Genomic DNA, 21,378 nt, shown 5'->3' with positions numbered 1-21,378 from the left:
AGGTCTTACGCGTCGGAGGCCGGTGCGACCAGGCTCACCGCGAAGTTGCGGGCGTACAGGTAGCGGCCCGGTCCCGAGTAGGACCACGGCAGGGCCCCGATGTGCCCGTCGATGTGCCGGAACTGTTCGACCGCCTCGGCGTCGCGGTCCTGCCAGAACAGCAGGTACGCCAGCATGTGCCGCATCAGCGGCGTCCCGGGGTGCTCGTTGCCGGCCGCGGCCAGGTCCACGAGCGCCGCGTCCACCGCGGCGACGATCTCCGGCTCCTTGAAGTACGTGTCCACGGAGAGGTCGTCCTCCTTCGTGAACTGCTCGAAGTACGCGATCAGCGGCAGCAGCGACAGCAGGTCACCGGGCTTGCCCGCCGCCGCCGACTCCCGTGCGAAGGCGAGCGCCAGCTCGTGCGAGCCGCACCACTTCCGGCACCAGTACTGCAGGCCGGTGACGTGCGCCCACAGCACCTTCGGGTCGCGGTCGACGATCTGCGCCCACAGCTCCCGGTAGCGCTCGTGCGAGTAGCCCAGGCCGAATCCGATGGCCTGCTCCGCGATGTACGGGGTGGGGTCCGCCGGGTCGGCGAGGCGCTGGGCCTCGTGGGCGTCCGCCTGGGCCTTGGCCAGCAGCTGGTGGAAGAGCCGGAACTGCTCCTGCGTGGTGTGGCTGGCCCACTGGGAGCCGCGTACGTTCCAGGCCACCTGCACGGAAGTGTCGGCGTTGACCAGGGCCGCCGTCGGGTCCGAGGGCCGGGCCGCACGCCAGGCCAGCAGCCACGCGTCGTCCTCGGCGGCCGCCTCGGCCAGTGGGCGGACGCGCTCCATGCGCTCCTGCCAGTCCGTGCCGGCCGCCTCGACGTAGGCCGCTCCCGCCTCCCAGTCACCCGACCGGACCGCCTCCAGGGCAGCGGTCCGCTCCGGGGGGACGGGCGCAGGGTTGTCCCGGTCGAGCTCGGATTCCGGTACGAAGCCCAGCGCGACGGCCCGTGCCGCCCTCGCGGCCTCCTCGTCGGCCTCCTGCTCGGACTCGATGGCCTCGGTCTGCGCGTTCAGGCTGCCGATCTCGGCTTCCAGGCGCTTGGCCTTGCGGATGAGGTACACACCCCGCAGGACCCAGCATGCGACGCCGAGCAGGACGCAGCCGAGCACGATGAGGACGGTCACGGGGCAAGCACCAGCTTTCGCAGGGGTTCGGTATCGGGCTGGTCCGAGACTGCCGAGTCCAGGGCCAGGGCCAGCTGGGCCTCGAAGTCCTCGGACCGGTAGCGCAGCTGCGCCGAGTCCGACCAGGACAGCTCCCAGCGGGCGGCGCCGCGGGCCGTCAGCTCCACGGTCACCAGCTGGTTGACGGCCCGCCGCAGCGCCGGGCGGGCGAACTCGCGGGCCGCGCGGCCCGTCGCGGCGGCCGCCTGCTCGGACTTCGGGAAGCGGTCGGCGATCCGCCAGCGGACGGCCGGGTCGGCGTCGACCGCGTCGAGGAGCGCACCCAGGTCCGGGCCCGCGCCCTCCGCCGTGAGCGCCTCCCGGATCTCCTCCGCGCCCTGGCCGACGTACAGGCTCATCGACGCGTGGACCAGCTCCTCCCAGTCCAGCCGGTCGAACGCGAGCGCCTGCGGGGTCAGGACGACCTGCTCCAGCGCCGCGAGCGCCCCGTACGCGTCCGACAGCAGCTCCAGCGCCGGGCGGGCGGCCTGCCCGGCGCGGCCGTCGTCGGGCAGCGCCTCGATGCGGGCCACGCGTTCGGCGAGCGCGGGGTGGGAGTCGTACGGGGAGGTGGGCTCGGTGGACAGCTCCCGGCGCAGGTCCTCCAGCTCGGCCGAACGGGCGTCGAGGAGCCGGCGCAGGCCGCCGAAGACCTCGCCGGGGCGGGGCAGCAGGCCGGCGCCGACGCCGAGGGTGGCGTACGAGCGCATGTAGAAGTCGTGTGCCGAGTCGAGCGCGTTGAGCTCGCGCAGCGCGGACGCGGCGGAGTCGCGGCCGGCGACCCGCACCGAGGCGAGGTCGGCGGCGAGCTCCTGGCGGCGGGCGGAGGAGAGGGTGGCGCGCATGTAGAGCTTGCCGTACGCCGTGTAGATCTTCGCCATGCCGCGGTACATCGCGCCCTCGCCCGAGGTGTCGACCTCCTTGGCCTTCTTGCCCTTGGCGATCCGCTTCTCGGCGGCCTTCTCCTGCTTGGCCCGCTCCTTGGCGACCTTGCTGTCGGCGCGGTCGTGGAAGTGGCCGATCGTACGGATCAGCTGGGCGCGGCCGCGCGCGATCAGCGGCGTGAGGCGGGTGTCGAGGTTCGCGTAGTGGCCCATCTCGTGGGCGAGCACGGCGCGCAGCTGCATCTCGTCCAGGCCGGTCATCAGGGGCAGGCCGAGGTAGAGGCGGCGGGTGCCGGACAGCAGGCCCAGCAGCCGGGCGTCCTCGCTGACGGCGGCGTTCACCTCGTCGATCAGCACGATCTCGTCGGGGGCGCGGGTGCCGACCTGCCGGGCGACGTCGCGCACGGCATCCCACAGCGCGGGCTCCCCGGCCTCGGTGACGGCGATGCCGGCCGGGGGTTCGCCCTTGGGGGTGCGCAGCATGAACAGGCCGCGCACGATCGGGATCGCGAGGACGACGGAGACGATGACGAGCTTGCCGGCGACGGCGCCGTTCAGGCCGCTCGCGATGGCGGCGTAGTCGATGCCGGCCAGGACGGCGAGCAGGACGACGCCGAGCAGATAGAACCCTGCGAGCAGGACGAGGGCGCGCAGAGCGCGCAAAGAAGCGCCCATATGGACAGATCCCCCCCGGGATGAAGTGCGGTGCGGATCCGCATCATGAGGCCCCGGGGTCGCTTACGGCAACTTTATCGACGCGGCGTTTCCGCTGGCCAGTGCGGTGGGCCCCGGCGGGCGGGGGGTGCGCCGGGGACGGGCGCGGGGCGGGGCGTCTCCTCGGGCTCCGAAGGTTTCCACGGGTCGGTGGGCCGAGGGTGGCCCAGTTCGGAGCCCTGCGGGTGCACCCCGCCGCACACCCGGCCCCGGCGGGCGCGGCTTCGGGACTAGCGGGGAAGCGTTGCCGGGGAGCCGCCGTTCGCCTCGTAGCCCGCCACCGCCAGGGCGCGGAAGACCGCGTAGTGCGCCGCCGGGTCCGGCGAGGCCGACCACGGGAGGGCGCCCACGTAGCCGTCCACGTGCCGTACCTGCTCCATCGCCTCCGCCCAGCGCTCCATGTTCACCAGGAACGACAGCAGCAGGTGCCGTACGTGCGCCAGCATCGGGTCGTCCGGCCGCGCCGTGTGCACCGTGTACATCGCGCCCTCCACCGCCCGCGTCACCACCGCGCTCTGGTAGAAACCGCCGGTCAGGACCACGTCCGGCAGGTTCTCGTACACCGAGAACAGCGGCAGCGCCGCCAGCAGCGAGCCCTGCGGGGCGCGCGCCGCCGCCGCGTGCGCGAAGGCGTCCGCCTTCTCCCGCGAGCCGTGCCACTTCTCGCACCAGTAGTGCAGCGCCGCCAGGTGCGCGCCCATGTGCGCCGGCGCCCGGTCGATGACCTTCGCCCACAGCGCGTCGAACTCCGCCTCCGGGTACGCCAGACCGCGCGCGACCGCCAGCTCCGTGATGTACGGGACCGGGTCCCCCGGCGCGAGCAGCGCGGCCCTGCGGCAGGCCTCGCGGGCCTCCTCCAGGATGATCCGGTGGTCGTCGGAACCGACGCCGCCCGAGGCCCGCCACGCCTGCTGCACCAGCAGCTCCGCGTGCACCTGCGCCCCGCCCGCGTCCTTCTCCGCCTCCAGCCGCCAGGCCTTCAGCCACTGCGCGCCCGCGCCCGGCTGCTGTACGAGCTCCAGCGCCGCGGCCCCGCCGAAGGCCTGCACGCGCTGCCAGCGCTGCTCGCCGTCGGCCGGGGTCCCGGCGAGCAGCTGGGACGCGGCCTGCCACTGGCCGGTGCGCTGCACGTTGTCGAGGGCGTCCATCAGGTCCTGGTCGGGCCCCGGGATCCGGATGTCGAGGTCCTCTTGCCGGTCGAATCCGTAGTCCGCCGGGTCGGCCGCGTCAGGGCTGCCCGGTGAGACCAAGCGCAGGCCACCGCCGCGCTTGCGCCGTACGAACACGGCGATGATCAGCGCCAGCCAGGCGATCAGGAACAGGAACCACACAATCTCCATGCCTCAAGCGAACCAGACCGGGGGGGCCGACTGCCAATAGGGGGGCCGGGAGCGGGGCTGGGCATAGCATCGGACCATGAGCGACGACAGCCACGAGCACCAGAGCTTCGAGACCCGCGCGATCCACGCGGGCAACACGGCGGACCCGCTGACCGGCGCGGTCGTACCCCCGATCTACCAGGTCTCCACGTACAAGCAGGACGGTGTCGGCGGACTGCGCGGCGGCTACGAGTACAGCCGCAGCGCCAACCCGACCCGCACCGCGCTGGAGGAGAACCTCGCGGCACTGGAGGGAGGCCGGCGCGGCCTCGCCTTCGCGTCCGGACTCGCCGCCGAGGACTGCCTGCTGCGCACGCTGCTCTCCCCGGGCGACCACGTGGTCATCCCGAACGACGCGTACGGCGGCACGTTCCGCCTCTTCGCGAAGGTCGTCTCCCGCTGGGGCGTGGAGTGGTCGGTGGCCGACACCTCCGACGCCGAGTCCGTACGGGCCGCCCTCACCCCGAAGACCAAGGTCATCTGGGTCGAGACCCCCTCCAACCCGCTGCTCGGCATCACCGACATCGCCGTCGTCGCCGACATCGCGCGGACGGCCGGCGCCAAGCTGGTCGTGGACAACACCTTCGCCTCCCCCTACCTCCAGCAGCCGCTCGCGCTCGGCGCGGACGTGGTCGTGCACTCGCTGACGAAGTACATGGGCGGGCACTCGGACGTCGTCGGCGGCGCGCTGGTCACGGCGGACGCGGCGCTGGGCGAGGAACTCGCCTACCACCAGAACGCGATGGGCGCGGTGGCCGGGCCCTTCGACTCCTGGATCGTGCTGCGCGGCATCAAGACGCTGGCCGTGCGGATGGACCGGCACGCGGAGAACGCGGCGAAGGTCGTCGAGCTGCTGACCCGCCACCCGAAGGTGCACAAGGTCCTCTACCCGGGCCTGCCGGACCACGCCGGGCACGAGGTGGCGGCCAAGCAGATGCGCAACTTCGGCGGCATGGTGTCCTTCTGCGTGCTGGGCGGGGAAGCGGCGGCGGTCGAGGTCTGCAACCGCGCGAAGCTGTTCACCCTCGGGGAGTCCCTGGGCGGCGTCGAGTCCCTCATCGAGCACCCGGGCCGCATGACGCACGCCTCGGTGGCCGGCTCGGCGCTCGAGGTGCCGGCGGACCTGGTCCGCCTGTCGGTGGGCATCGAGAACGCGGACGACCTCGTGGCGGACCTGACCCAGGCGCTGGGCTAGTACCCGGGGAAGCCGACCGTTTCGCGGGTGACGGGGCCGCAGTTTCCGGGCTGCGGCCCCGTCCGGCGATAAAGGTCCGGAAATCGCTCATGGCAGGCGGTTTCCGTATGTCAATCTCACTTGGCTCACAGACAGTTCACGCCTTCACGAGATTGGCTGCCCCATGCTCCAGAAGCACGCCGCACGTGTGCTCGCCACCCTGGTCATCGCCGGATCCGGCCTCACCGCCTGCTCGCAGTCGACCATCGACACGTCGAAGGACAAGCCGGCTCCGTCGTCCGCGCCCGCGAGCAGCCCCGCAGCGGGCGGCAGCACGAGTTCCGCCCCCGCCCCCGGCGCCACACCGAGCGTCGTCGTCAACGGCAAGCAGAAGCCCTCGGACCTCCCGGCCGACCTCCCGCTGCCGCAGGGCGAGCTGACCTCGGTCACCGGCACCACCGGCGCCTACGTCCTCACCTACAGCCCCGCCGACCCGGCCTCCGCGCTCGCCGCCTACACCGCCGCCCTCAAGTCCGCCGGGTACGAGGTGGACGGCGCCGTGGCCGGTGTCGCGTCCGCCGTCAAGGGGAAGGTCAACGTGATGGTCACCAAGACCCCGGCCGCGCTGCAGGTCGCGGTCGCCGTGGAGTAGCCGCACGCCCCGGGGGCTACCAGCCCTCCAGGGGCGGGGAGATGCCGCTCGGCGGGGTGGCCCACGGGCGGGTCAGGGCGGCCCAGACCGTGAAGGCCACCGCCGCCGCGAAGAGCAGCGTCCAGCCGAGCCGCCGCAGGGCCCGCCGGCGCCGCAGCAGGCGGTCGCCGCGGGCCGCCGCGCCGGCCGCGAGGCCCGGCGGGACCACCGGGTACGGGCCCTCCATCAGGCGCCGCACCCGGGCTTCCTTGCGGTCGGTGGGCCCGCTCACCGCAGCGCTGCCACGGCCCGGTTGCACAGGACGCGGACCCGTTCGGCGGGCAGGCCCAGCTGCGCCGCCGTGACTTCCTCCGCGACCCCTTCGTAGATCCGCAGGACGACCACGAGCCGCTCCAGCGGGCTCAGCCGGGCCAGCGGCCCGCTGCCCCGGTGGTGGCGCCAGCCGGTACGGGCGAACGCGCCGCACAGTTCCTGGCGGGTGAAGTCGTACGGGTCGTCCGCGCGCACGCGCTGCCAGTTCGCGTACGTCCGGGCCAGCGCGCCCGCCAGCAGCCGGCGGGCCGCCTCCGGTTCGCCGGTCAGCAGGGTGGCGACGTGCAGGAGCCGCCCCGCCGCGCCCGCGACGAAGGCCTCGAACTCCGCGTAGGGGCCCAAGCGTTGCTCCACCGCCCGCATGGTTCACATAGTGCGGGCAGCGGGACCGTCCGGGTCAAGGGGTCTGACGCCGCCGGATGCCGTGCCGGATGCCGTGGCGGGTGCCGTGCCGGATGCCGTGCCCGATCAGGAGGCCGGGCCGGCGTCGGCCACCGCCGCCATCAGCTCCGACAGCGACAGGTTGAAGCGCGTCAGCAGCGCCGTGAAGGACTCGCGCTCCTCCTCGGTCCACTCCTCCGTCACCCGCGCCATCAGCTCGCGCCGCGAGGAACGGACCTCCTCCAGCCGGGTCAACCCCCGCGGGGACAGCGCGAGGACCACGGCCCGACCGTCCTCGGGGTGCGAAGTCCGCTTGACCAGACCGCTGTCGACGAGCGGCGCGACCTGCCGGGTGACCGTGGAGGAGTCGATGCCCATGCCCCCGGCGAGCGCCTTGACGCCCATCGGGCCCTCCAGGTCGAGCCGGTTCAGCAGCAGGTACGCGGCCCGGTCCATGGAGTTGCGGGCCTGGCCGACGCCGCCCAGGCGGGTCTGCTCGGCGCGGCGCGCGAAGACGGCGACCTGGTGCTGGAGCGCGTCGAGGAGACCCGCTCCGACGGGCGCGTCCGGCGCCGCGGGCAGGTCGGAATTGGCCGGGGTGGAAGGCATGGCCGTGGGCTCGTTTCGCGTGGGTCCGACAAGGATGGGGGACAGAGTACGCGGCCGTGCGGCGGCTCGTACGCCCCGTTTGACAACTGATACGGCCGGTGCGGAACGAGGGCCCGGGCCCGTCCCGGGATGGCCGGATTTCGCCCGCCCGCGCGCCCCCCGCCCGGCACGCCCGCGCCCGGCATGCCCGTGTCCGCGTCGCGCACCGCGTCGCGGACCGGCGAGACTGGCGGCATGAACTACCGCGTGCCCCAGCCCGTCCCGCAGGTCATCCTCGACGACATCCGCGGAGCCCAGAAGATGCTGTCCGGTGTCTCCCGGGTGACCCCGATGGAGGGCAGCCGGTACCTCTCCTCCCTCACGGGCTCCCCGGTGCACTTCAAGTGCGAGAACCTCCAGCGCACCGGCTCCTTCAAGCTGCGCGGCGCGTACGTGCGCATCGCGGGCCTGCGCCCCGAGCAGCGGGCCGCCGGTGTGGTGGCGGCCAGCGCGGGCAACCACGCGCAGGGCGTGGCGCTGGCCTCCTCCCTGCTCGGGGTGCGCTCCACGGTGTTCATGCCGGTCGGGGCGCCGCTGCCCAAGGTGGCCGCGACCCAGGAGTACGGCGCCGAGGTGCGCATGCACGGGCAGGTGGTCGACGAGACCCTCGCGGCCGCCCAGGACTACGCGGACCGCACGGGGGCGGTGTTCATCCACCCCTTCGACCACCGCGACATCATCGCGGGCCAGGGCACGGTGGGTCTGGAGATCCTGGAGCAGTGCCCGGAGGTGCGGACGATCCTCGTGGGCATCGGCGGCGGCGGTCTCGCGGCGGGCGTCGCGGTGGCGGTGAAGGCGCTGCGGCCCGATGTGAAGGTGATCGGCGTGCAGGCGGCGGGCGCGGCCGCCTACCCGCCCTCGCTGCTGGTGGGGCACCCGGTGTCCATCGACAACCCGACGACGATGGCGGACGGCATCAAGGTGGGCCGCCCCGGCGACGTCCCCTTCAAAATCATTGGCGAGCTCCTCGACGACGTGCGTACGGTCTCCGAGGACGCGCTCTCCAGCGCCCTGCTGCTCTGCCTGGAGCGGGCGAAGCTGGTGGTCGAGCCGGCCGGGTGCAGCCCGGTGGCCGCGCTGCTGAGCGAGCCGGAACTGTACGGAGGCGGGCCGGTGGTGGCCGTACTGTCCGGCGGGAACGTCGACCCGCTGCTGCTCCAGCGGATCCTGCGGCACGGCATGGCCGCGGCGGGCCGGTACCTGTCGCTGCGGCTGCGCGTGGCCGACCGGCCGGGGGCCCTGGCCGGGCTCCTGGGGGTGTTGTCAGTGGTGGATGCGAACGTGTTGGACGTGAGCCACGTGCGGACCGACCCGCGGCTGGGCCTCACGGAGGTGGAGGTGGAGCTGCACCTGGAGACGAAGGGCCCGGAGCACTGCGCGGAGGTCGCGCGCTCGCTGCACAGCGCCGGTTACAAGGTGATGAGCTGAGCGGGAGATCCCCTGTTCGGCCGAGCGAGGCATGCCCGGCACCCATATGATCCGAATGCACCGATTCTGCTGGCCCCACTCGCACTGGGAGAATTCGTATGCCAGGCGCCATCTACGCCGAAGGCCTCGTCAAGACCTTCGGTGATGTACGGGCTCTGGACGGCGTGGACCTCGATGTTCCCGAAGGCACCGTCCTGGGTCTGCTCGGCCCGAACGGCGCGGGCAAGACCACGACCGTACGCGTCCTGACCACCCTCCTCCGGCCCGACAGCGGCAAGGCCGTCGTCGCCGGGATCGACGTACTCAAACACCCCAACGAGGTCCGCCAGGCCATCGGCCTCTCCGGCCAGTTCGCCGCCGTCGACGAATACCTCACCGGCCGCGAGAACCTCCAAATGGTCGGCCGGCTCTACCAGATGAAGGCCAAGGCGGCGAAGACCCGGGCCGACGAGCTGCTCGAACGCTTCCACCTCGCCGACGCGGCCGACCGCCCCGCCAAGACGTACTCCGGCGGCATGCGCAGGCGCCTCGACCTCGCCGCCGCCCTCGTCGTCAGCCCGCCCGTGATGTTCATGGACGAGCCGACCACCGGCCTCGACCCCCGCAACCGCCAGCGGCTGTGGGCGATCATCAAGGAACTGGTCGCGGGCGGCACCACCCTGCTGCTCACCACCCAGTACCTGGAGGAGGCCGACCACCTCGCGCACGACATCTGCGTGGTCGACCACGGCAAGGTCATCGCCCGCGGCACCTCCGACCAGCTCAAGGCCCGTACCGGCGGCGAGCGCGTGGAGGTCGTCGTCCACGAACGCGAGCACATCACCACCGCCCGCGAGGTCCTCGCCGGCTTCGGCAAGGGCGAGACCACGGTCGAGGAGCACACCCGCCAGCTGACCGTGCCCGTCTCCGGCGGCGCCAAGCTGCTCGCCGAGGTCATCCGGGAACTGGACGCCCGGGGCATCGAGATCGACGACATCGGCCTGCGCCGCCCCACCCTCGACGACGTGTTCATATCCCTGACCGGCCACGCCGCCGAACGCGAGGCGGAGGAGAACGGCGAGGGCGAAGCGGCCGGAGCCGAGGCCAAGGGCCGCGCGGCGGCGGCACTGAAGGAGACGGCGAAGTGACCCTCACCTCCCCGACCTCGGACCTGGCCGCACCGCGCCCGCGCGGCGGCATCGTCCAAGGCGTCAACGACTCCCTGGTCATCGCCAAGCGGAACCTGATCCGGATGTCCCGGATACCGGAGATGATCATCTTCGGCGTGATCCAGCCGGTCATGTTCGTCGTGCTGTTCAGCTACGTCTTCGGCGGCTCGATCAGCGTCGGCGGCAACACCTCACCCGAGGCCTACCGCGAGTTCCTGATGGCGGGCATCTTCGCGCAGACCGTCACCTTCGCCACCGCCGGCGCGGGAGCGGGCATCGCGGACGACATGCACAAGGGCCTCATCGACCGCTTCCGCTCCCTGCCCATGGCCCGCGGCGCGGTCCTGACCGGCCGCACCCTCGCCGACCTCGTCCAGACCACGCTCACGCTGGTCGTCCTGGCCGTGGTCGCGCTGATCGTCGGCTGGCGCACCCACACCAGCTTCGGAGAGGTGCTCGCCGGCTTCGCCCTGCTGCTCCTGCTCGGCTACGCCTTCTCCTGGATCGGCGCCCTGATCGGGCTGTCGGTGCGCACCCCGGAGGCGGCCACCTCGGGCGGGCTGATCTGGCTCTTCCCGCTGACGTTCATCTCGAACGCCTTCGTGCCCTCCGACAACATGCCGACCTTCCTGCGGCACATCGCGGAGTGGAACCCCTTCAGCGCCACCGTCCAGGCCTGCCGGGAGCTCTTCGGCAACCTCCCGCCGGGCTACGAGGCCCCGGCGGCCTGGCCGATGCAGAACCCGGTGATCGCCTCGATCCTCTGGTCGCTGCTGATCATCACGGTTTTCCGCACCCTGGCGGTCCGCAAGTACCGCTCGGCGACCGCGTAGGCCCGTAGTACCCGTGGGAACGCCGATGCCCGGCCGGAGCACTCCGGCCGGGCATCGGCGCTTGCGAACAGGGTGGGTGATCAGCCGGTGAAGGGCTTGACGTCAAGGATCTTGACCGAGGCCTTCTTGCCGTTCGGCAGCTCGTACTCGGCGTCCTCACCGATCGCCTTGCCCATGACACCGCTGCCCAGCGGGGACTGCGGGGAGTACGTCTCGAAGTCCGCGGACGCGTACTCGCGCGAGGCCAGCAAGAACTCCATGGTGTCGTCCTCGTCGCCGTCGAAGGCGATCTTGACGAGGGTGCCGGGGGCCACCACGCCGTCGGACGCGGGCGCCGTCCCGACCTTGGCGTTCTCCAGGAGCTGCGTGAGCTGGCGCACGCGCAGTTCCTGCTTGCCCTGCTCCTCCTTGGCCGCGTGGTAACCGCCGTTCTCGCGCAGGTCGCCCTCCTCGCGGGCGGCTGCGATCTTCGTGGCGATCTCCGTGCGTGCGGGACCAGAGAGGTAGTCCAGCTCTGCCTTCAGCTGGTCGTACGCCGCCTGGGTCAGCCAGGTGACGCTCTCGCTCGTCTGGGTCACGGGTGCTCCTCGTCGGTACAGGGGACTACATAGCCGCCAGCGGCGGGCGAAACCACGAGCCTAACAATTCGGGAAGAAAAGGGGGAGGACCCAAGCGGGTCCTTGGCGCCCCGGAGGCTACGGCTCCTGCCCTCCCAGGATGACCCACCCGGGCGTGGCGGACGGGTCAGAGTGACGAATCCGACGGACCGGCCGACGGTCCCGTCAGCTCAGGAAGCGGCCGGCTGGCAGCCGACCAGCTCGATCACGGCGGCCCGCCCGGTGGTCTTCAGCGACACGACCTCGTCCACCCGCGTCTGGGACTGCGCGAAGGTGAAGTCGGCCCGGCCGACCTCGCCGTGCTCCTTGTCCTGCGAGGTCAGCGTGCACACCCCGGTGGCCGAGGCCTCCTTGCGCACCTCCAGGTGCACCTTCACCTCGGTGTCGGAGACCACCTGGAACTTGATCACCTCGGCGCTGACGCTCCGGCCGGCCATGTAACCCCAGCCGATCCAGCCGATCACGCCCAGCAGCACGACGCCCAGCACCGTACCGACGATCTTGAGCTTCCGGTCCGCACGCTCGTCCGCCGACCGGCCGTACCGGCCCTCGGGCAGCTCCTCGCGCACCGCACTCATGATCGTTTCCTCTCGCTGGGGAAGGGTGAGGCACCCGCCGGAATTTTCCGCCCCCCGGTTCGGTCACTATAAGAGTCGACCGTCGCGCCGAAACACAGAGGATCCTGTCTTGACCGAGCAGCTTCGACTGATGGCCGTCCACGCCCACCCCGACGACGAGTCGAGCAAGGGCGCGGCCACCATGGCCAAGTACGTGTCCGAGGGGATCCCGGTGCTGGTCGTCACCTGCACCGGCGGCGAGCGCGGCTCCGTCCTGAACCCCAAGCTCCAGGGTGACAAGTACATCGAGGAGAACATCCACGAGGTCCGCGCCAAGGAGATGGACGAGGCCCGCGAGATCCTCGGCATCGAGCAGGAGTGGCTCGGGTACGTGGACTCCGGGCTCCCCGAGGGCGACCCGCTGCCGCCGCTGCCCGACGGCTGCTTCGCCCTCGCGGACGTCGACGAGGCCGCCGGCGAGCTCGTGAAGAAGATCCGCGCGTTCAAGCCGCACGTCGTCACCACGTACGACGAGAACGGCGGCTACCCGCACCCCGACCACATCATGACCCACAAGATCTCCATGGTGGCCTTCGACGGCGCGGCCGACACCCAGAAGTACCCGGAGGCCGAGTTCGGCCCGGCGTACCAGCCGCAGAAGCTCTACTACAACCAGGGCTTCAACAAGCCGCGCACCGTCGCCCTGCACGAGGCGCTGCTCTCCCGCGGCATGGAGTCGCCCTACGGGGAGTGGCTGGAGCGGTGGAAGGAGTTCGAGCGCAAGGAGCGGACCCTGACCACCCACGTGCCGTGCGCCGACTTCTTCGAGATCCGTGACAAGGCGCTCATCGCCCACGCCACGCAGATCGACCCGGACGGCGGCTGGTTCCGCGTGCCCATGGACGTCCAGAAGGAGGTCTGGCCGACGGAGGAGTACGAGCTGGCGAAGTCGCTCGTGGACACTTCCCTCCCCGAGTCCGACCTCTTCGCCGGCATCCGGGAGAATGCGTAGACATGAGCGCTACGCAGGCAGCAATCACCCAGTTCCTCCCCCTGGCGGCCGACACCTTCGACAAGAACAAGGTGACCCCCGGAATCCTGGGCTTCATCGTGTTCGCGGCCCTCGCCGTCGGCGTGTGGGCCCTGATGAAGTCGATGAACCGGCACATGGGCAGGGTGAACTTCGAGGAGGCCCCGGAGCCGGATTCCGCGACCGCGGAAGGCCCCCGGGCCCCGTAGGCCGCCGCCGCCCCGCCGGGGTCGGGTGTGCGGTGGGGCGCCCCCGCAGGGCTCCGAACTGGGCCCTCCTCGGCCCTCCGACCCCTGGAAACGTTCGGAGCCCGAGGAGGTGCCCCGGCGCACACCCGACCCCGGCGGCCCTTGCCCCTCGGGGCGCGGCGGGTGGGGCCGCTGCGCGGGGCCTTCCCCCACCCCGCCCCTTCCCGAAACCGGGCTCCGCCCGGACCCTCCCCCAGACTCCGTCCGGGGGTACCCCCGCCCTCAAACGCCGGACGGGCTGGAAGGCCCGGGCGGGGCCGGAAAGCCCGGGGCTCCGCCCCGGACCGCCCCGCGCCTCAAACGGCGGTGAGGCCGGGTTTTGTCCGGCCGTACCGGCTCGGTCGCGGCCGACCGTCACCCCGGACCCGCAGCCGGGGGCGGCTGGGCAGCCGCCGATCGCGCCCGGGAGGCCGAGGGGGAGATGGCCCGCCCCCGCCACGCGCAGCGGCCCGCGCCACGCGCAGCGGCCTCCGCCCCGCGCAGCGGCCCGCAGCCGCAACGCAACGCCCCGCCTACGCCGGCCCCGCCGGCCCCGGTACCCCCATGACCTCCCGCGCCTGGAGGCTCGGGACCAGCCCCAGCCCCCACGCCTGCCAGCCCTCCGCCGGATCCACGCCGCGGCCCAGGATCACCCCGTACGTCTCCAGGCAGTCCTCCAGCCGCCCGTCCCGCGCCGGATGCGGCGCCGCGACCAGCCGGGCCAGCTCCGCCCGCGCCTCCTCCGGCGCGGACGGCACCGCGTACGGCAGCATCGTGCAGCGCAGGAAGCGCGCCCAGTCCTCCCCGCGCCGGTCCCCGTACGAGATGAACAGCCGGACCGCCTCCTCGCACTGGCCCAGCGCCTGCGCCACCCGGGCGTTGCCCGCGTCCACCACCGCCAGCTCCAGGCAGGTCCACGCCTCGCCGTGGGCCAGCCCGATCCGCCGGAAATCCGCCTGCGCGTCCACCAGCAGCTGCCGGGCGAACCCGGAGTTGCGCAGGTTGCCCGTCTGCGCCGCTCGCTGGTCGCGCGTCACCCGCCCCGAATGGTGGCGGGCGTGCGCCAGCCCGTACACGTCCCGCATCCGCGAGAACATCGTGCGGGCCCGCTCCAGCTCCCGCACCGCCTGATCACGCTCCCCGGCCTCCTCCAGCGCGTGCCCGAGGTGGTACAGCGTCCACGCCTCCCCGCGCGCGTCCTCCGCCTCCCGGTGCCGGGCGAGGGCCTCCCGCAGCCGCTCCAGCGCCGCCCCCGGATCCCCGTCCACCAGCCGGGCCCGGCCCAGCTGGGTCAGCGCCCAGGCCTCACCGCGGTCGTCGCGGGTGCGCCCGTACAGGTCCAGGGCCAGGCGCAGCTCCGACTCCGCCCGCTCCACATCCCCGTACCGCAGGTGCACCTGGCCCAGCTGGAAGTGCGCCCACGCCTCGCCGTGCACGCTCTCGCTCTCCCGGTGCAGGGCCAGGGACCGCTCCAGCAGCGCCGCCGCCTCCGACAGCCGGCCCAGGTCCCGTTCGACGGCCGCCAGCGCATGCAGGCCCCACGCCCGGTCGCCCGCCAGCTCCGCCGGCTCCTGCAGCACCAGCGCCTCGCGGATACGGGCCGCGGCCTCCGGCAGGTTCCCCTGGTGGTGCAGGGTGATGCCGAGCGAGACCAGGGCCATCGCCGCCCCCGCCTCCTGGTGCGCCTCCATGTACTGGTCCACCACCGACGTCAGCGTGGTGCGCGCCTTGTCCAGCTCGCCCAGCTGCCGGGCCGCGATACCCGTACGCCACTGCACCGAGCGCACCAGCCGGCCCTGCCGCCCGGCGGCGTCCCCCGAGGGGCCCGCCGCGACCGCCTGCGTCAGCTCGTCGATCTCACCCAGCCGGTACAGGTCCCCGCGCAGCAGGCAGAAGTCGCACAGCGCGCCCAGCAGATCGAGCACCGCCTGCTGGTCGACGCCCTCGGTGTGCCGCAGCGCCGCCGTGATGAAGCTCGACTCGTCGTCCAGCCAGCGCAGCGCCGCGTCGAGCGACGTGAACCCGTGCACCCCGAACTGATTGGCGCGCGTGGACATCTTCCCGTCGACCATCCGGATCACCGAGTCCGCGAGCTGCGCGTACACGCGGATCAGCCGCTCGTGCGCCGCCACCGCCCGCTCCCGGTCCTCGTCCGCCGCGAGCCGCGCCGCCGCGAACGCCCGCACCGCGTCGTGCATCCGGAACCGCTGACCGCGCACCCGCTCGATCAGCCCCGCCTCCCACAGCTCCTCCAGCATCCGCAGCGCCGCCTGCTCCGGTACGTCGGCCAGCGCGGCCGCCGCCGCACCGCCGAGCGACGCCCGCCCGGCCAAGGGCAGCCGCCGCAGGAGCTGCCGGGCCGGCTCGGCGAGCCCCGCGTCGGCCGCCCGCAGCGCGGCCTCCACCGGGTGCCCGCCCCCGGCCTCGGCGACCACGCCCGCACGGGCCGGCGGGGCCAGCATCCGCAGCGCGAGGGGAAGCCCGCCGCTCGCCTCCACGGCGGCCGCGACCGCATCCGGACCGGCCTCCCGCCCCGGCGCCCCCTCCTCCGCCCCGGCGGCCCGCACCAGCTCCGCCGCATCCGCCCGGCCCAGCCGCTCCACCGGCAGCTGGTACACCCAGGCCGCCAGGTCCGCGGGCAGCTCCAGCGGCTCCCGCGCCGTCACCAGCACCAGGCTCTCGGACCGCTCCGGCACCAGCATCCGCACCTGCGCCGCGTCCACCGCGTCATCGAGGACCACCGTCACCGGAAGCCCCTGCAGATGGTGGTGGTACAGCTCGCCGAGGCGCCGCACCTGCTGCTCCGCCGAAGCCCCCTCGCGGAACAGCAGCTGCTCACGGGGAGCGCCCAGCCGGTTCAGCAGGTGCAGCAGCGCCTCCCGCGTCGACAGCGGCGCCTCCGCCCCGGGCGACCCGCCCCGCAGGTCCACCACGCACGCGCCCTTGAACTGGTCCCGCAGCCCGTGCGCCGCCCGCAGCGCCAGCGCCGTACGGCCCACGCCCGGCTCGCCGTGCAGCACCACGACCACCGGCCGCGTCTCCGTACTGGCCCGGGCCGCCTGCACCCACTGCGCGATCCGCGTCAACTCCGCCCGCCGGCCCGCGAACACCCCCGACGGCTGCGGGAGTTGCCCGAACGACTGCTCCAGCGCACTGCGCCGCCGCGCCTCCGCGCTGCGGTCCGTGCCGCGCAGCTGCGGCACGGGCCGGGCCGTCACGGGCCGCGGCGCCCGGGCCGCCGCCGCGACCTTGCGCTGCTGTTCCAGGAAGGGCCGGATCCCGCGCACCTCCAGCGCCGACAGCCACTGCAGCCTGAGCTGCTCCGGCCCGCCCGGCCGCCCCAGCTCACCGGCCCGCCGGTTCGCGGCCGGCAGGTGCAGGGCGGTCGCCTTCGCCACCGTCGCCACGGCCCCGGCGATGCCGACGACGGCCCCCGCGGTCAGCGCGGTACCGGCCGCGACCCCGAGCGCGATATCCGCCCCGACCGCCGTCGCGGCCGCAACCGCCGTCACCACCACGGCCGTTGAGGTGTTCCCCCGTCGGAAGGCCGCCCCGAGCGACTCGTCCCCGGCCGCCGCCTCGTCCAGGGCCCGCACGTACGCCTCGTACTCCGGTGCCGCACTCGCGGCGAGCGCGTCCAGCGCCTCCTTGCCGCGCGCCAGCAGGGCCGCCTGGTCGACGGCCGGCGCACCCGCACCCAGCCGCCGGACCTCCTCCTCCACGGCCCGCACCAACAGCCGCTCGGCCTCACCGCGATGGCTGTCCCGCATCGGCATCCCCCTCAGAGAGCTCCGGCAACGTGCCACAAGTGTCCGTCGGTACGGTCGGGAGCGCGAGGGAATCTGAGCTAGATCAGAGGGAGTTGACCATTCTCGGAACCTCCGTGCACCCATCGTTCGTTACTCGGACGCGTCGGGGGAAGGGGGGCACCGGTGACGGCACGAAACGGCCGATGGGCAGCAACCGCGGCGGCGCTGCTCCTTGTGCTGACCGGATGCGCCGGCGATCCCCCCGCACCGGGGTTCGCGGTCAGCTACATGTACTCGGAGTTCGCCGACCTGGCCGAGGCCCGCTTCCTGCAGGACCGGAAAATCCCCGAGGAAGTCGCCGCCGACCTCAACGCCTACCTCGCCCTCCCGCACCGGGTCACCGTCGTCGCCCTCTCCTGCGCCGGCGAAGGCAGCGCCTACTTCGCGGACCAGCACCGCATCGAGCTCTGCTACGACGATCTCGCCGAGCAGCGCGAGGCGTTCGAGCGCGCCGGGTCCCGGAACGCGGACGAGGACGTCGCCGAGCTCGTCCGCGAGATCCTCCACCACGAGGCCGGCCACGCCCTCCGGGACGCCCTGAACCTCCCCGACGCGGGAGACCGCGCCGAAGAGGACGCCGCCGACGCCTTCGCCCGGCTGATGCTCCTGCGCACCGGCCGCCCGGAAGGCGAGGCCACCCTCCTGACCGCGGCCCGCGCCTACGACCTCGAAGCCGCGGCCGATCCCACCCCCGACCCCACCGACGAACACGCCCCACCCGCCACCCGCGCCGAATCCCACCGCTGCGCGACCTACGGCGCAGCCCCGTCCCGCCACCCGGACCTGGCCACCCCGTCCCGCGCCCACTGCGCCGCCGACTGGGCCGCGACCCGCGACGGGTGGCTGAACAATTTGGCGCGCCTGCTCAGGGCGTAACCCGAATGTCCGTTCGTCAGTTGTAGCGAACATCGCAACAACTCTCGATGGGGGAGCGCTTCATTGACCGGATGCCTGTGGCCTCGTACGCCCGCACGTCGCAGGACTCATCGCAAGGCGATGGGCGCGGCGTACGCAACCAGCACCGCATCAACGAACGCACTGCGCGCGAGCACGGCTGCGTAGTCGTCGCCACTTACACGGACAACGCGTGCAGCGCCACGAAAGACAACCGGGAGCGCCCGGCCTTCGAGCACCTTCTCGCCGACCTGCACCGAGGTCACGCCTTCACCGCCGGCCCGCTGCGCGGCGTCGTCGCCGTCGCGGACGACCGCCTCTACCGGAGGCCGGAGGACTTCATCCGGTTCATGGCCGCGCTCACCTCCGCGCCGGGCCGCGTGTACGTGGACCGGGGTGGTCTGCGGGATCCGTACAGCAAGGCCGGACTTCTACAGGGAGCCGCATGCCTCCAGGGCGCTGTCGCCGAGAGGGGGATGCGCAGCCGCCGGGTCCAGGATTGGCACTGGTCGCGGGCCATGGACGGACTGCCGCATAGCGGGCCGAGGCCGTTCGGGTGGTTGGGGGACAGGCAGACCCTGCACCCGGTGGAGTCGGAGCTCGTTCGCAAGGCGATCGAGCACCGCATTGCCGGTGGCTCCATGGGGCAGGTGGCACGGGAGTGGGTCGCGCTGGGAGTCACGGGAACGCGCGGAGGTCGACCGAATCCCCAGACGATCACGCAGATCATCACCGCGCCGAGGGTGTGCGGCTTCCGCGCCAACCGGGGGGAGTTGATGGTTGATCCGGACACGGGGATGCCGTTGGTCGGGGTATGGCAGGCCCGAAGTATCTCGCCAGCGGATTCTTGCGCTGCGGGGCAGAGCTTGCGGGCGGCGACAGGTGCGATCAGCTGATGGGCGGCGGCAAGACCGCCAGCCGGAGGAGCCCGTACAACTACATGTGCGTCTCGGGTCGCGGCTGCGGGCGGTGTGCCATCAGCGGTCCACTCGTGGAGGAGGCCATCGAGCGGCTGCTGTTCCCCGGTGTCGGACAGGGGCGGGTCCGGCTGCCGGAGACGATTCGGTTGCGATGGCAGTCGGGCGAGATGGGATTTGAGGAGAAGCGAAAGGTGATCGCCTCCGTCTTCACCCACCTCGTGATCAAACCTGGGCGGAAGGGCTGCGGCACCTGGGACTACTCCAGAGTAGTCCCGGTGTGGAAATGGGCTGATCGCATCAAGGCCGTCGCGCCTGCGGCCTGATGGCCCGGTCATGAGCCGCACGCTGGGCGGTGCGGCAGGATGGATACATGCCGAACCGCCTCGCGAACGAGACCTCGCCGTACCTGCTTCAGCACGCCGACAACCCTGTCGACTGGTGGCCGTGGTCGCCCGAGGCCTTTGCCGAGGCGCGGGAGCGGGGCGTGCCAGTGCATCTGAGCGTCGGCTATTCGAGCTGCCATTGGTGCCATGTTTTCGAAGCTGAAAGCTTTAAGGATGAACTAACGGCCGCGTATCTCAACGAGCACTTCGTCAACGTCAAGGTCGACCGCGAAGAGCGCCCCGACGTCGACGCCGTCTACATGGAGGCCGTCCAGGCCGCCACCGGGCAGGGCGGGTGGCCCATGACCGTGTTCCTCACCCCCGACGCCGAGCCCTTCTACTTCGGGACCTACTTCCCGCCCGAGCCCCGCCACGGCATGCCCTCCTTCATGCAGGTCCTCGAAGGTGTGCGCACCGCGTGGGTGGGGCGGCGCGAGGAGGTGGACGAGGTCGCGCAGAAGATCGTGCGGGACCTGGCCGGGCGGCAGCTGGACTACGGGAAGGCCGGGACCCCCGGGGCCGAGGAGCTCGCGCAGGCGCTGCTCGGGCTGACGCGGGAGTACGACGCCGCGCGCGGCGGGTTCGGCGGGGCGCCGAAGTTCCCGCCGTCCATGGTGCTGGAGTTCCTGCTGCGGCACCACGCGCGCACCGGGTCCGAGGGGGCGCTGCAGATGGCCGCCGACACGTGCGAGGCCATGGCCCGGGGCGGGATCTACGACCAGCTCGGCGGCGGGTTCGCGCGGTACTCCGTGGACCGGGAGTGGGTCGTGCCGCACTTCGAGAAGATGCTCTACGACAACGCGCTGCTCTGCCGGGTCTATGCGCATCTGTGGCGGGCCACCGGATCGGACCTGGCCCGCCGGATCGCCCTGGAGACCGCCGACTTCATGGTCCGGGAGCTGCGCACCGACCAGGGCGGGTTCGCCTCCGCGCTCGACGCCGACAGCGAGGACCCGGACAGCGGCGAGCACGTCGAGGGGGCCTACTACGCCTGGACCCCCGCCCAGCTGCGCGAGGTGCTGGGGGAGGAGGACGGGAACCTGGCCGTCGCGTACTTCGGGGTGACCGAGGAGGGGACCTTCGAGCACGGGAAGTCCGTGCTGCAGCTGCCCCAGGACGGGCCGGCGGCGGACGCCGACCGGATTGCCGACATCAAGCGCAGGCTGCTCGCCGCGCGCGGGCTGCGGCCCGCGCCCGGGCGGGACGACAAGGTCGTCGCGGCCTGGAACGGGCTGGCCATCGCGGCCCTCGCCGAGTGCGGGGCGTACTTCGAGCGGCCCGACCTCGTCGAGCGGGCCACCGAGGCCGCCGATCTGCTGGTGCGGGTGCACATGGACGGGAAGGCGCGGCTGGCGCGGACGAGCAAGGACGGGGGCGTCGGGGCGAATGCGGGGGTGCTGGAGGACTACGGCGATGTCGCCGACGGGTTCCTGGCGCTGGCGTCCGTGACCGGCGAGGGCGTGTGGCTGGAATTCGCCGGCTTCCTCGTGGACCTCGTACTGGACCGGTTCACCGCCGAGGACGGGTCTCTGTACGACACCGCGCACGACGCCGAGCAGCTGATCCGCAGGCCGCAGGACCCCACCGACACCGCGGCTCCGTCCGGCTGGACCGCCGCCGCCGGCGCGTTGCTCTCGTACGCCGCCCACACCGGGTCGGAGGCCCACCGTACGGCGGCCGAGCGGGCGCTCGGGGTCGTGCACGCGCTCGGGCCACGGGCCCCGCGGTTCATCGGGCACGGGCTGGCGGTCGCCGAGGCGCTGCTGGACGGGCCGCGCGAGGTCGCGGTCGTCGGGCATCCGGACGATCCGGCACGGGAGTTGCTGCACCGGACCGCGTTGCTGGGGACGGCTCCCGGGGCCGTGGTCGCGGTCGGGCTGCCGCGGGCGGCGGACGGCAGCGGGGGTGAGTTCCCCCTTCTGGCCGAGCGCACTCTCGTGCACGACCTTCCGACGGCGTATGTGTGCCGACACTTCGTCTGCGCGCGGCCTACGACGGATCCGGTCGAGCTGGGCGAGCAGTTGGGTACGGTTCGTCCCTGATGGGACGGGAGTAGCGTCAATTCCGCTTGGCTGTAGGATAGTTCGGAAACCGGGTATTTATCGATACAGCACCTGGGTGTCATGTTCACTGTCTAATCTCGTGTCTTCGAGCGGTCACCCGAGTGTGGCCGGAAGGTCACCGGGAACCGC

20 protein-coding genes are annotated in these 21,378 nt (G+C 72.7%); 11 read left to right on the top strand and 9 right to left on the bottom strand.

The window, feature by feature from the left end; genetic code table 11:
- Positions 1 to 5: 5 nt before the first annotated feature.
- The 3 genes from AB0O21_RS35155 to AB0O21_RS35145 all read right to left on the bottom strand — a co-directional run bounded on the left by AB0O21_RS35155 (position 6) and on the right by AB0O21_RS35145 (position 4,134).
- Entirely contained in the window at positions 6 to 1,157 is a 1,152-nt protein-coding gene (locus AB0O21_RS35155; RefSeq protein WP_365178301.1) for a hypothetical protein, read from the bottom strand.
- Positions 1,154 to 2,755: a M48 family metallopeptidase gene (locus AB0O21_RS35150; RefSeq protein ID WP_365178298.1), complete on the bottom strand. Its 1,602-nt coding sequence runs from the start codon at positions 2,753 to 2,755 to the stop codon at positions 1,154 to 1,156. Before AB0O21_RS35150 ends, AB0O21_RS35155 begins: the two co-directional genes overlap by 4 nt.
- A 269-nt stretch (positions 2,756 to 3,024) precedes the next feature.
- Complete coding sequence (locus tag AB0O21_RS35145) at positions 3,025 to 4,134, bottom strand: hypothetical protein (RefSeq protein ID WP_365178295.1); 1,110 nt, start codon at positions 4,132 to 4,134, stop codon at positions 3,025 to 3,027.
- 76 nt (positions 4,135 to 4,210) lie between these two features.
- Between AB0O21_RS35145 and AB0O21_RS35140 the strand changes: the two genes are divergently transcribed.
- Both AB0O21_RS35140 and AB0O21_RS35135 read left to right on the top strand, forming a co-directional pair.
- Complete coding sequence (locus AB0O21_RS35140) at positions 4,211 to 5,368, top strand: cystathionine gamma-synthase (protein WP_365178292.1); 1,158 nt, start codon at positions 4,211 to 4,213, stop codon at positions 5,366 to 5,368.
- A 163-nt stretch (positions 5,369 to 5,531) separates the two neighbouring features.
- Positions 5,532 to 5,999, top strand: coding sequence for a hypothetical protein (locus AB0O21_RS35135; RefSeq protein WP_365178290.1), 468 nt, complete (start codon positions 5,532 to 5,534; stop codon positions 5,997 to 5,999).
- A gap of 16 nt (positions 6,000 to 6,015) precedes the next feature.
- On the opposite strand, the gene AB0O21_RS35130 is transcribed toward AB0O21_RS35135, so the two are convergent.
- The 3 genes from AB0O21_RS35130 to AB0O21_RS35120 form a co-directional block, all read right to left on the bottom strand.
- A complete protein-coding gene (locus AB0O21_RS35130; RefSeq protein WP_365178287.1) occupies positions 6,016 to 6,270 on the bottom strand; it encodes a hypothetical protein in 255 nt (84 codons plus the stop codon).
- Positions 6,267 to 6,674 carry a sigma factor-like helix-turn-helix DNA-binding protein gene (locus AB0O21_RS35125; protein ID WP_365178284.1) on the bottom strand — a complete coding sequence of 136 codons (408 nt, stop codon included), beginning with the start codon at positions 6,672 to 6,674 and terminating at the stop codon, positions 6,267 to 6,269. Before AB0O21_RS35125 ends, AB0O21_RS35130 begins: the two co-directional genes overlap by 4 nt.
- Before the next feature lie 105 nt (positions 6,675 to 6,779).
- Positions 6,780 to 7,301 carry a MarR family transcriptional regulator gene (locus tag AB0O21_RS35120; RefSeq protein WP_365178282.1) on the bottom strand — a complete coding sequence of 174 codons (522 nt, stop codon included), beginning with the start codon at positions 7,299 to 7,301 and terminating at the stop codon, positions 6,780 to 6,782.
- 234 nt (positions 7,302 to 7,535) lie between these two features.
- On the opposite strand from AB0O21_RS35120, the gene ilvA reads away from it, so the two are divergent.
- From ilvA to AB0O21_RS35105, 3 genes are all read left to right on the top strand, one after another.
- Complete coding sequence (ilvA, locus tag AB0O21_RS35115) at positions 7,536 to 8,768, top strand: threonine ammonia-lyase (RefSeq protein WP_365178279.1); 1,233 nt, start codon at positions 7,536 to 7,538, stop codon at positions 8,766 to 8,768.
- Positions 8,769 to 8,866: 98 nt separating this feature from the next.
- Positions 8,867 to 9,895 carry an ATP-binding cassette domain-containing protein gene (locus AB0O21_RS35110; RefSeq protein ID WP_365178276.1) on the top strand — a complete coding sequence of 343 codons (1,029 nt, stop codon included), beginning with the start codon at positions 8,867 to 8,869 and terminating at the stop codon, positions 9,893 to 9,895.
- A complete protein-coding gene (locus AB0O21_RS35105; RefSeq protein ID WP_365178273.1) occupies positions 9,892 to 10,749 on the top strand; it encodes an ABC transporter permease in 858 nt (285 codons plus the stop codon). Before AB0O21_RS35110 ends, AB0O21_RS35105 begins: the two co-directional genes overlap by 4 nt.
- An 80-nt stretch (positions 10,750 to 10,829) precedes the next feature.
- On the opposite strand, the gene greA is transcribed toward AB0O21_RS35105, so the two are convergent.
- Positions 10,830 to 11,327, bottom strand: a complete 498-nt coding sequence (gene greA / locus AB0O21_RS35100; RefSeq protein WP_365178271.1) for a transcription elongation factor GreA — start codon at positions 11,325 to 11,327, stop codon at positions 10,830 to 10,832.
- Positions 11,328 to 11,536: 209 nt separating this feature from the next.
- Positions 11,537 to 11,944, bottom strand: a complete 408-nt coding sequence (locus AB0O21_RS35095) for a DUF4307 domain-containing protein (protein ID WP_365178268.1) — start codon at positions 11,942 to 11,944, stop codon at positions 11,537 to 11,539.
- 109 nt (positions 11,945 to 12,053) lie between these two features.
- On the opposite strand from AB0O21_RS35095, the gene mca reads away from it, so the two are divergent.
- Together mca and AB0O21_RS35085 are read left to right on the top strand one after the other, a co-directional pair.
- Positions 12,054 to 12,935 carry a mycothiol conjugate amidase Mca gene (gene mca, locus AB0O21_RS35090; RefSeq protein ID WP_365178266.1) on the top strand — a complete coding sequence of 294 codons (882 nt, stop codon included), beginning with the start codon at positions 12,054 to 12,056 and terminating at the stop codon, positions 12,933 to 12,935.
- Between the two features lie 2 nt (positions 12,936 to 12,937).
- On the top strand, positions 12,938 to 13,162 hold the full coding sequence (locus AB0O21_RS35085) for a hypothetical protein (RefSeq protein WP_365178263.1): 225 nt from the start codon (positions 12,938 to 12,940) through the stop codon (positions 13,160 to 13,162).
- 551 nt (positions 13,163 to 13,713) lie between these two features.
- Here AB0O21_RS35085 and AB0O21_RS35080 read toward each other — a convergent pair.
- Positions 13,714 to 16,950: a tetratricopeptide repeat protein gene (locus AB0O21_RS35080; protein WP_365178260.1), complete on the bottom strand. Its 3,237-nt coding sequence runs from the start codon at positions 16,948 to 16,950 to the stop codon at positions 13,714 to 13,716.
- Between the two features lie 162 nt (positions 16,951 to 17,112).
- On the opposite strand from AB0O21_RS35080, the gene AB0O21_RS35075 reads away from it, so the two are divergent.
- Genes AB0O21_RS35075 through AB0O21_RS35060 form a run of 4 tightly spaced genes read left to right on the top strand, consistent with a single transcriptional unit; the run spans position 17,113 to position 21,228 of the window.
- Positions 17,113 to 17,865 carry a DUF4344 domain-containing metallopeptidase gene (locus tag AB0O21_RS35075; RefSeq protein WP_365178257.1) on the top strand — a complete coding sequence of 251 codons (753 nt, stop codon included), beginning with the start codon at positions 17,113 to 17,115 and terminating at the stop codon, positions 17,863 to 17,865.
- 47 nt (positions 17,866 to 17,912) lie between these two features.
- Positions 17,913 to 18,779: a recombinase family protein gene (locus AB0O21_RS35070; RefSeq protein ID WP_365178254.1), complete on the top strand. Its 867-nt coding sequence runs from the start codon at positions 17,913 to 17,915 to the stop codon at positions 18,777 to 18,779.
- Positions 18,779 to 19,126 carry a hypothetical protein gene (locus AB0O21_RS35065; RefSeq protein WP_365178251.1) on the top strand — a complete coding sequence of 116 codons (348 nt, stop codon included), beginning with the start codon at positions 18,779 to 18,781 and terminating at the stop codon, positions 19,124 to 19,126. Before AB0O21_RS35070 ends, AB0O21_RS35065 begins: the two co-directional genes overlap by 1 nt.
- Before the next feature lie 47 nt (positions 19,127 to 19,173).
- Positions 19,174 to 21,228, top strand: coding sequence for a thioredoxin domain-containing protein (locus AB0O21_RS35060; protein ID WP_365178248.1), 2,055 nt, complete (start codon positions 19,174 to 19,176; stop codon positions 21,226 to 21,228).
- Positions 21,229 to 21,378: the final 150 nt, after the last annotated feature.

Source organism: Streptomyces sp. NPDC091371, assembly GCF_040684275.1.
Taxonomy (GTDB): domain Bacteria; phylum Actinomycetota; class Actinomycetes; order Streptomycetales; family Streptomycetaceae; genus Streptomyces.
The sequence above is the reverse complement of the archived record's forward strand: the minus strand, read 5'-3'. Positions and strand labels throughout refer to the sequence as shown.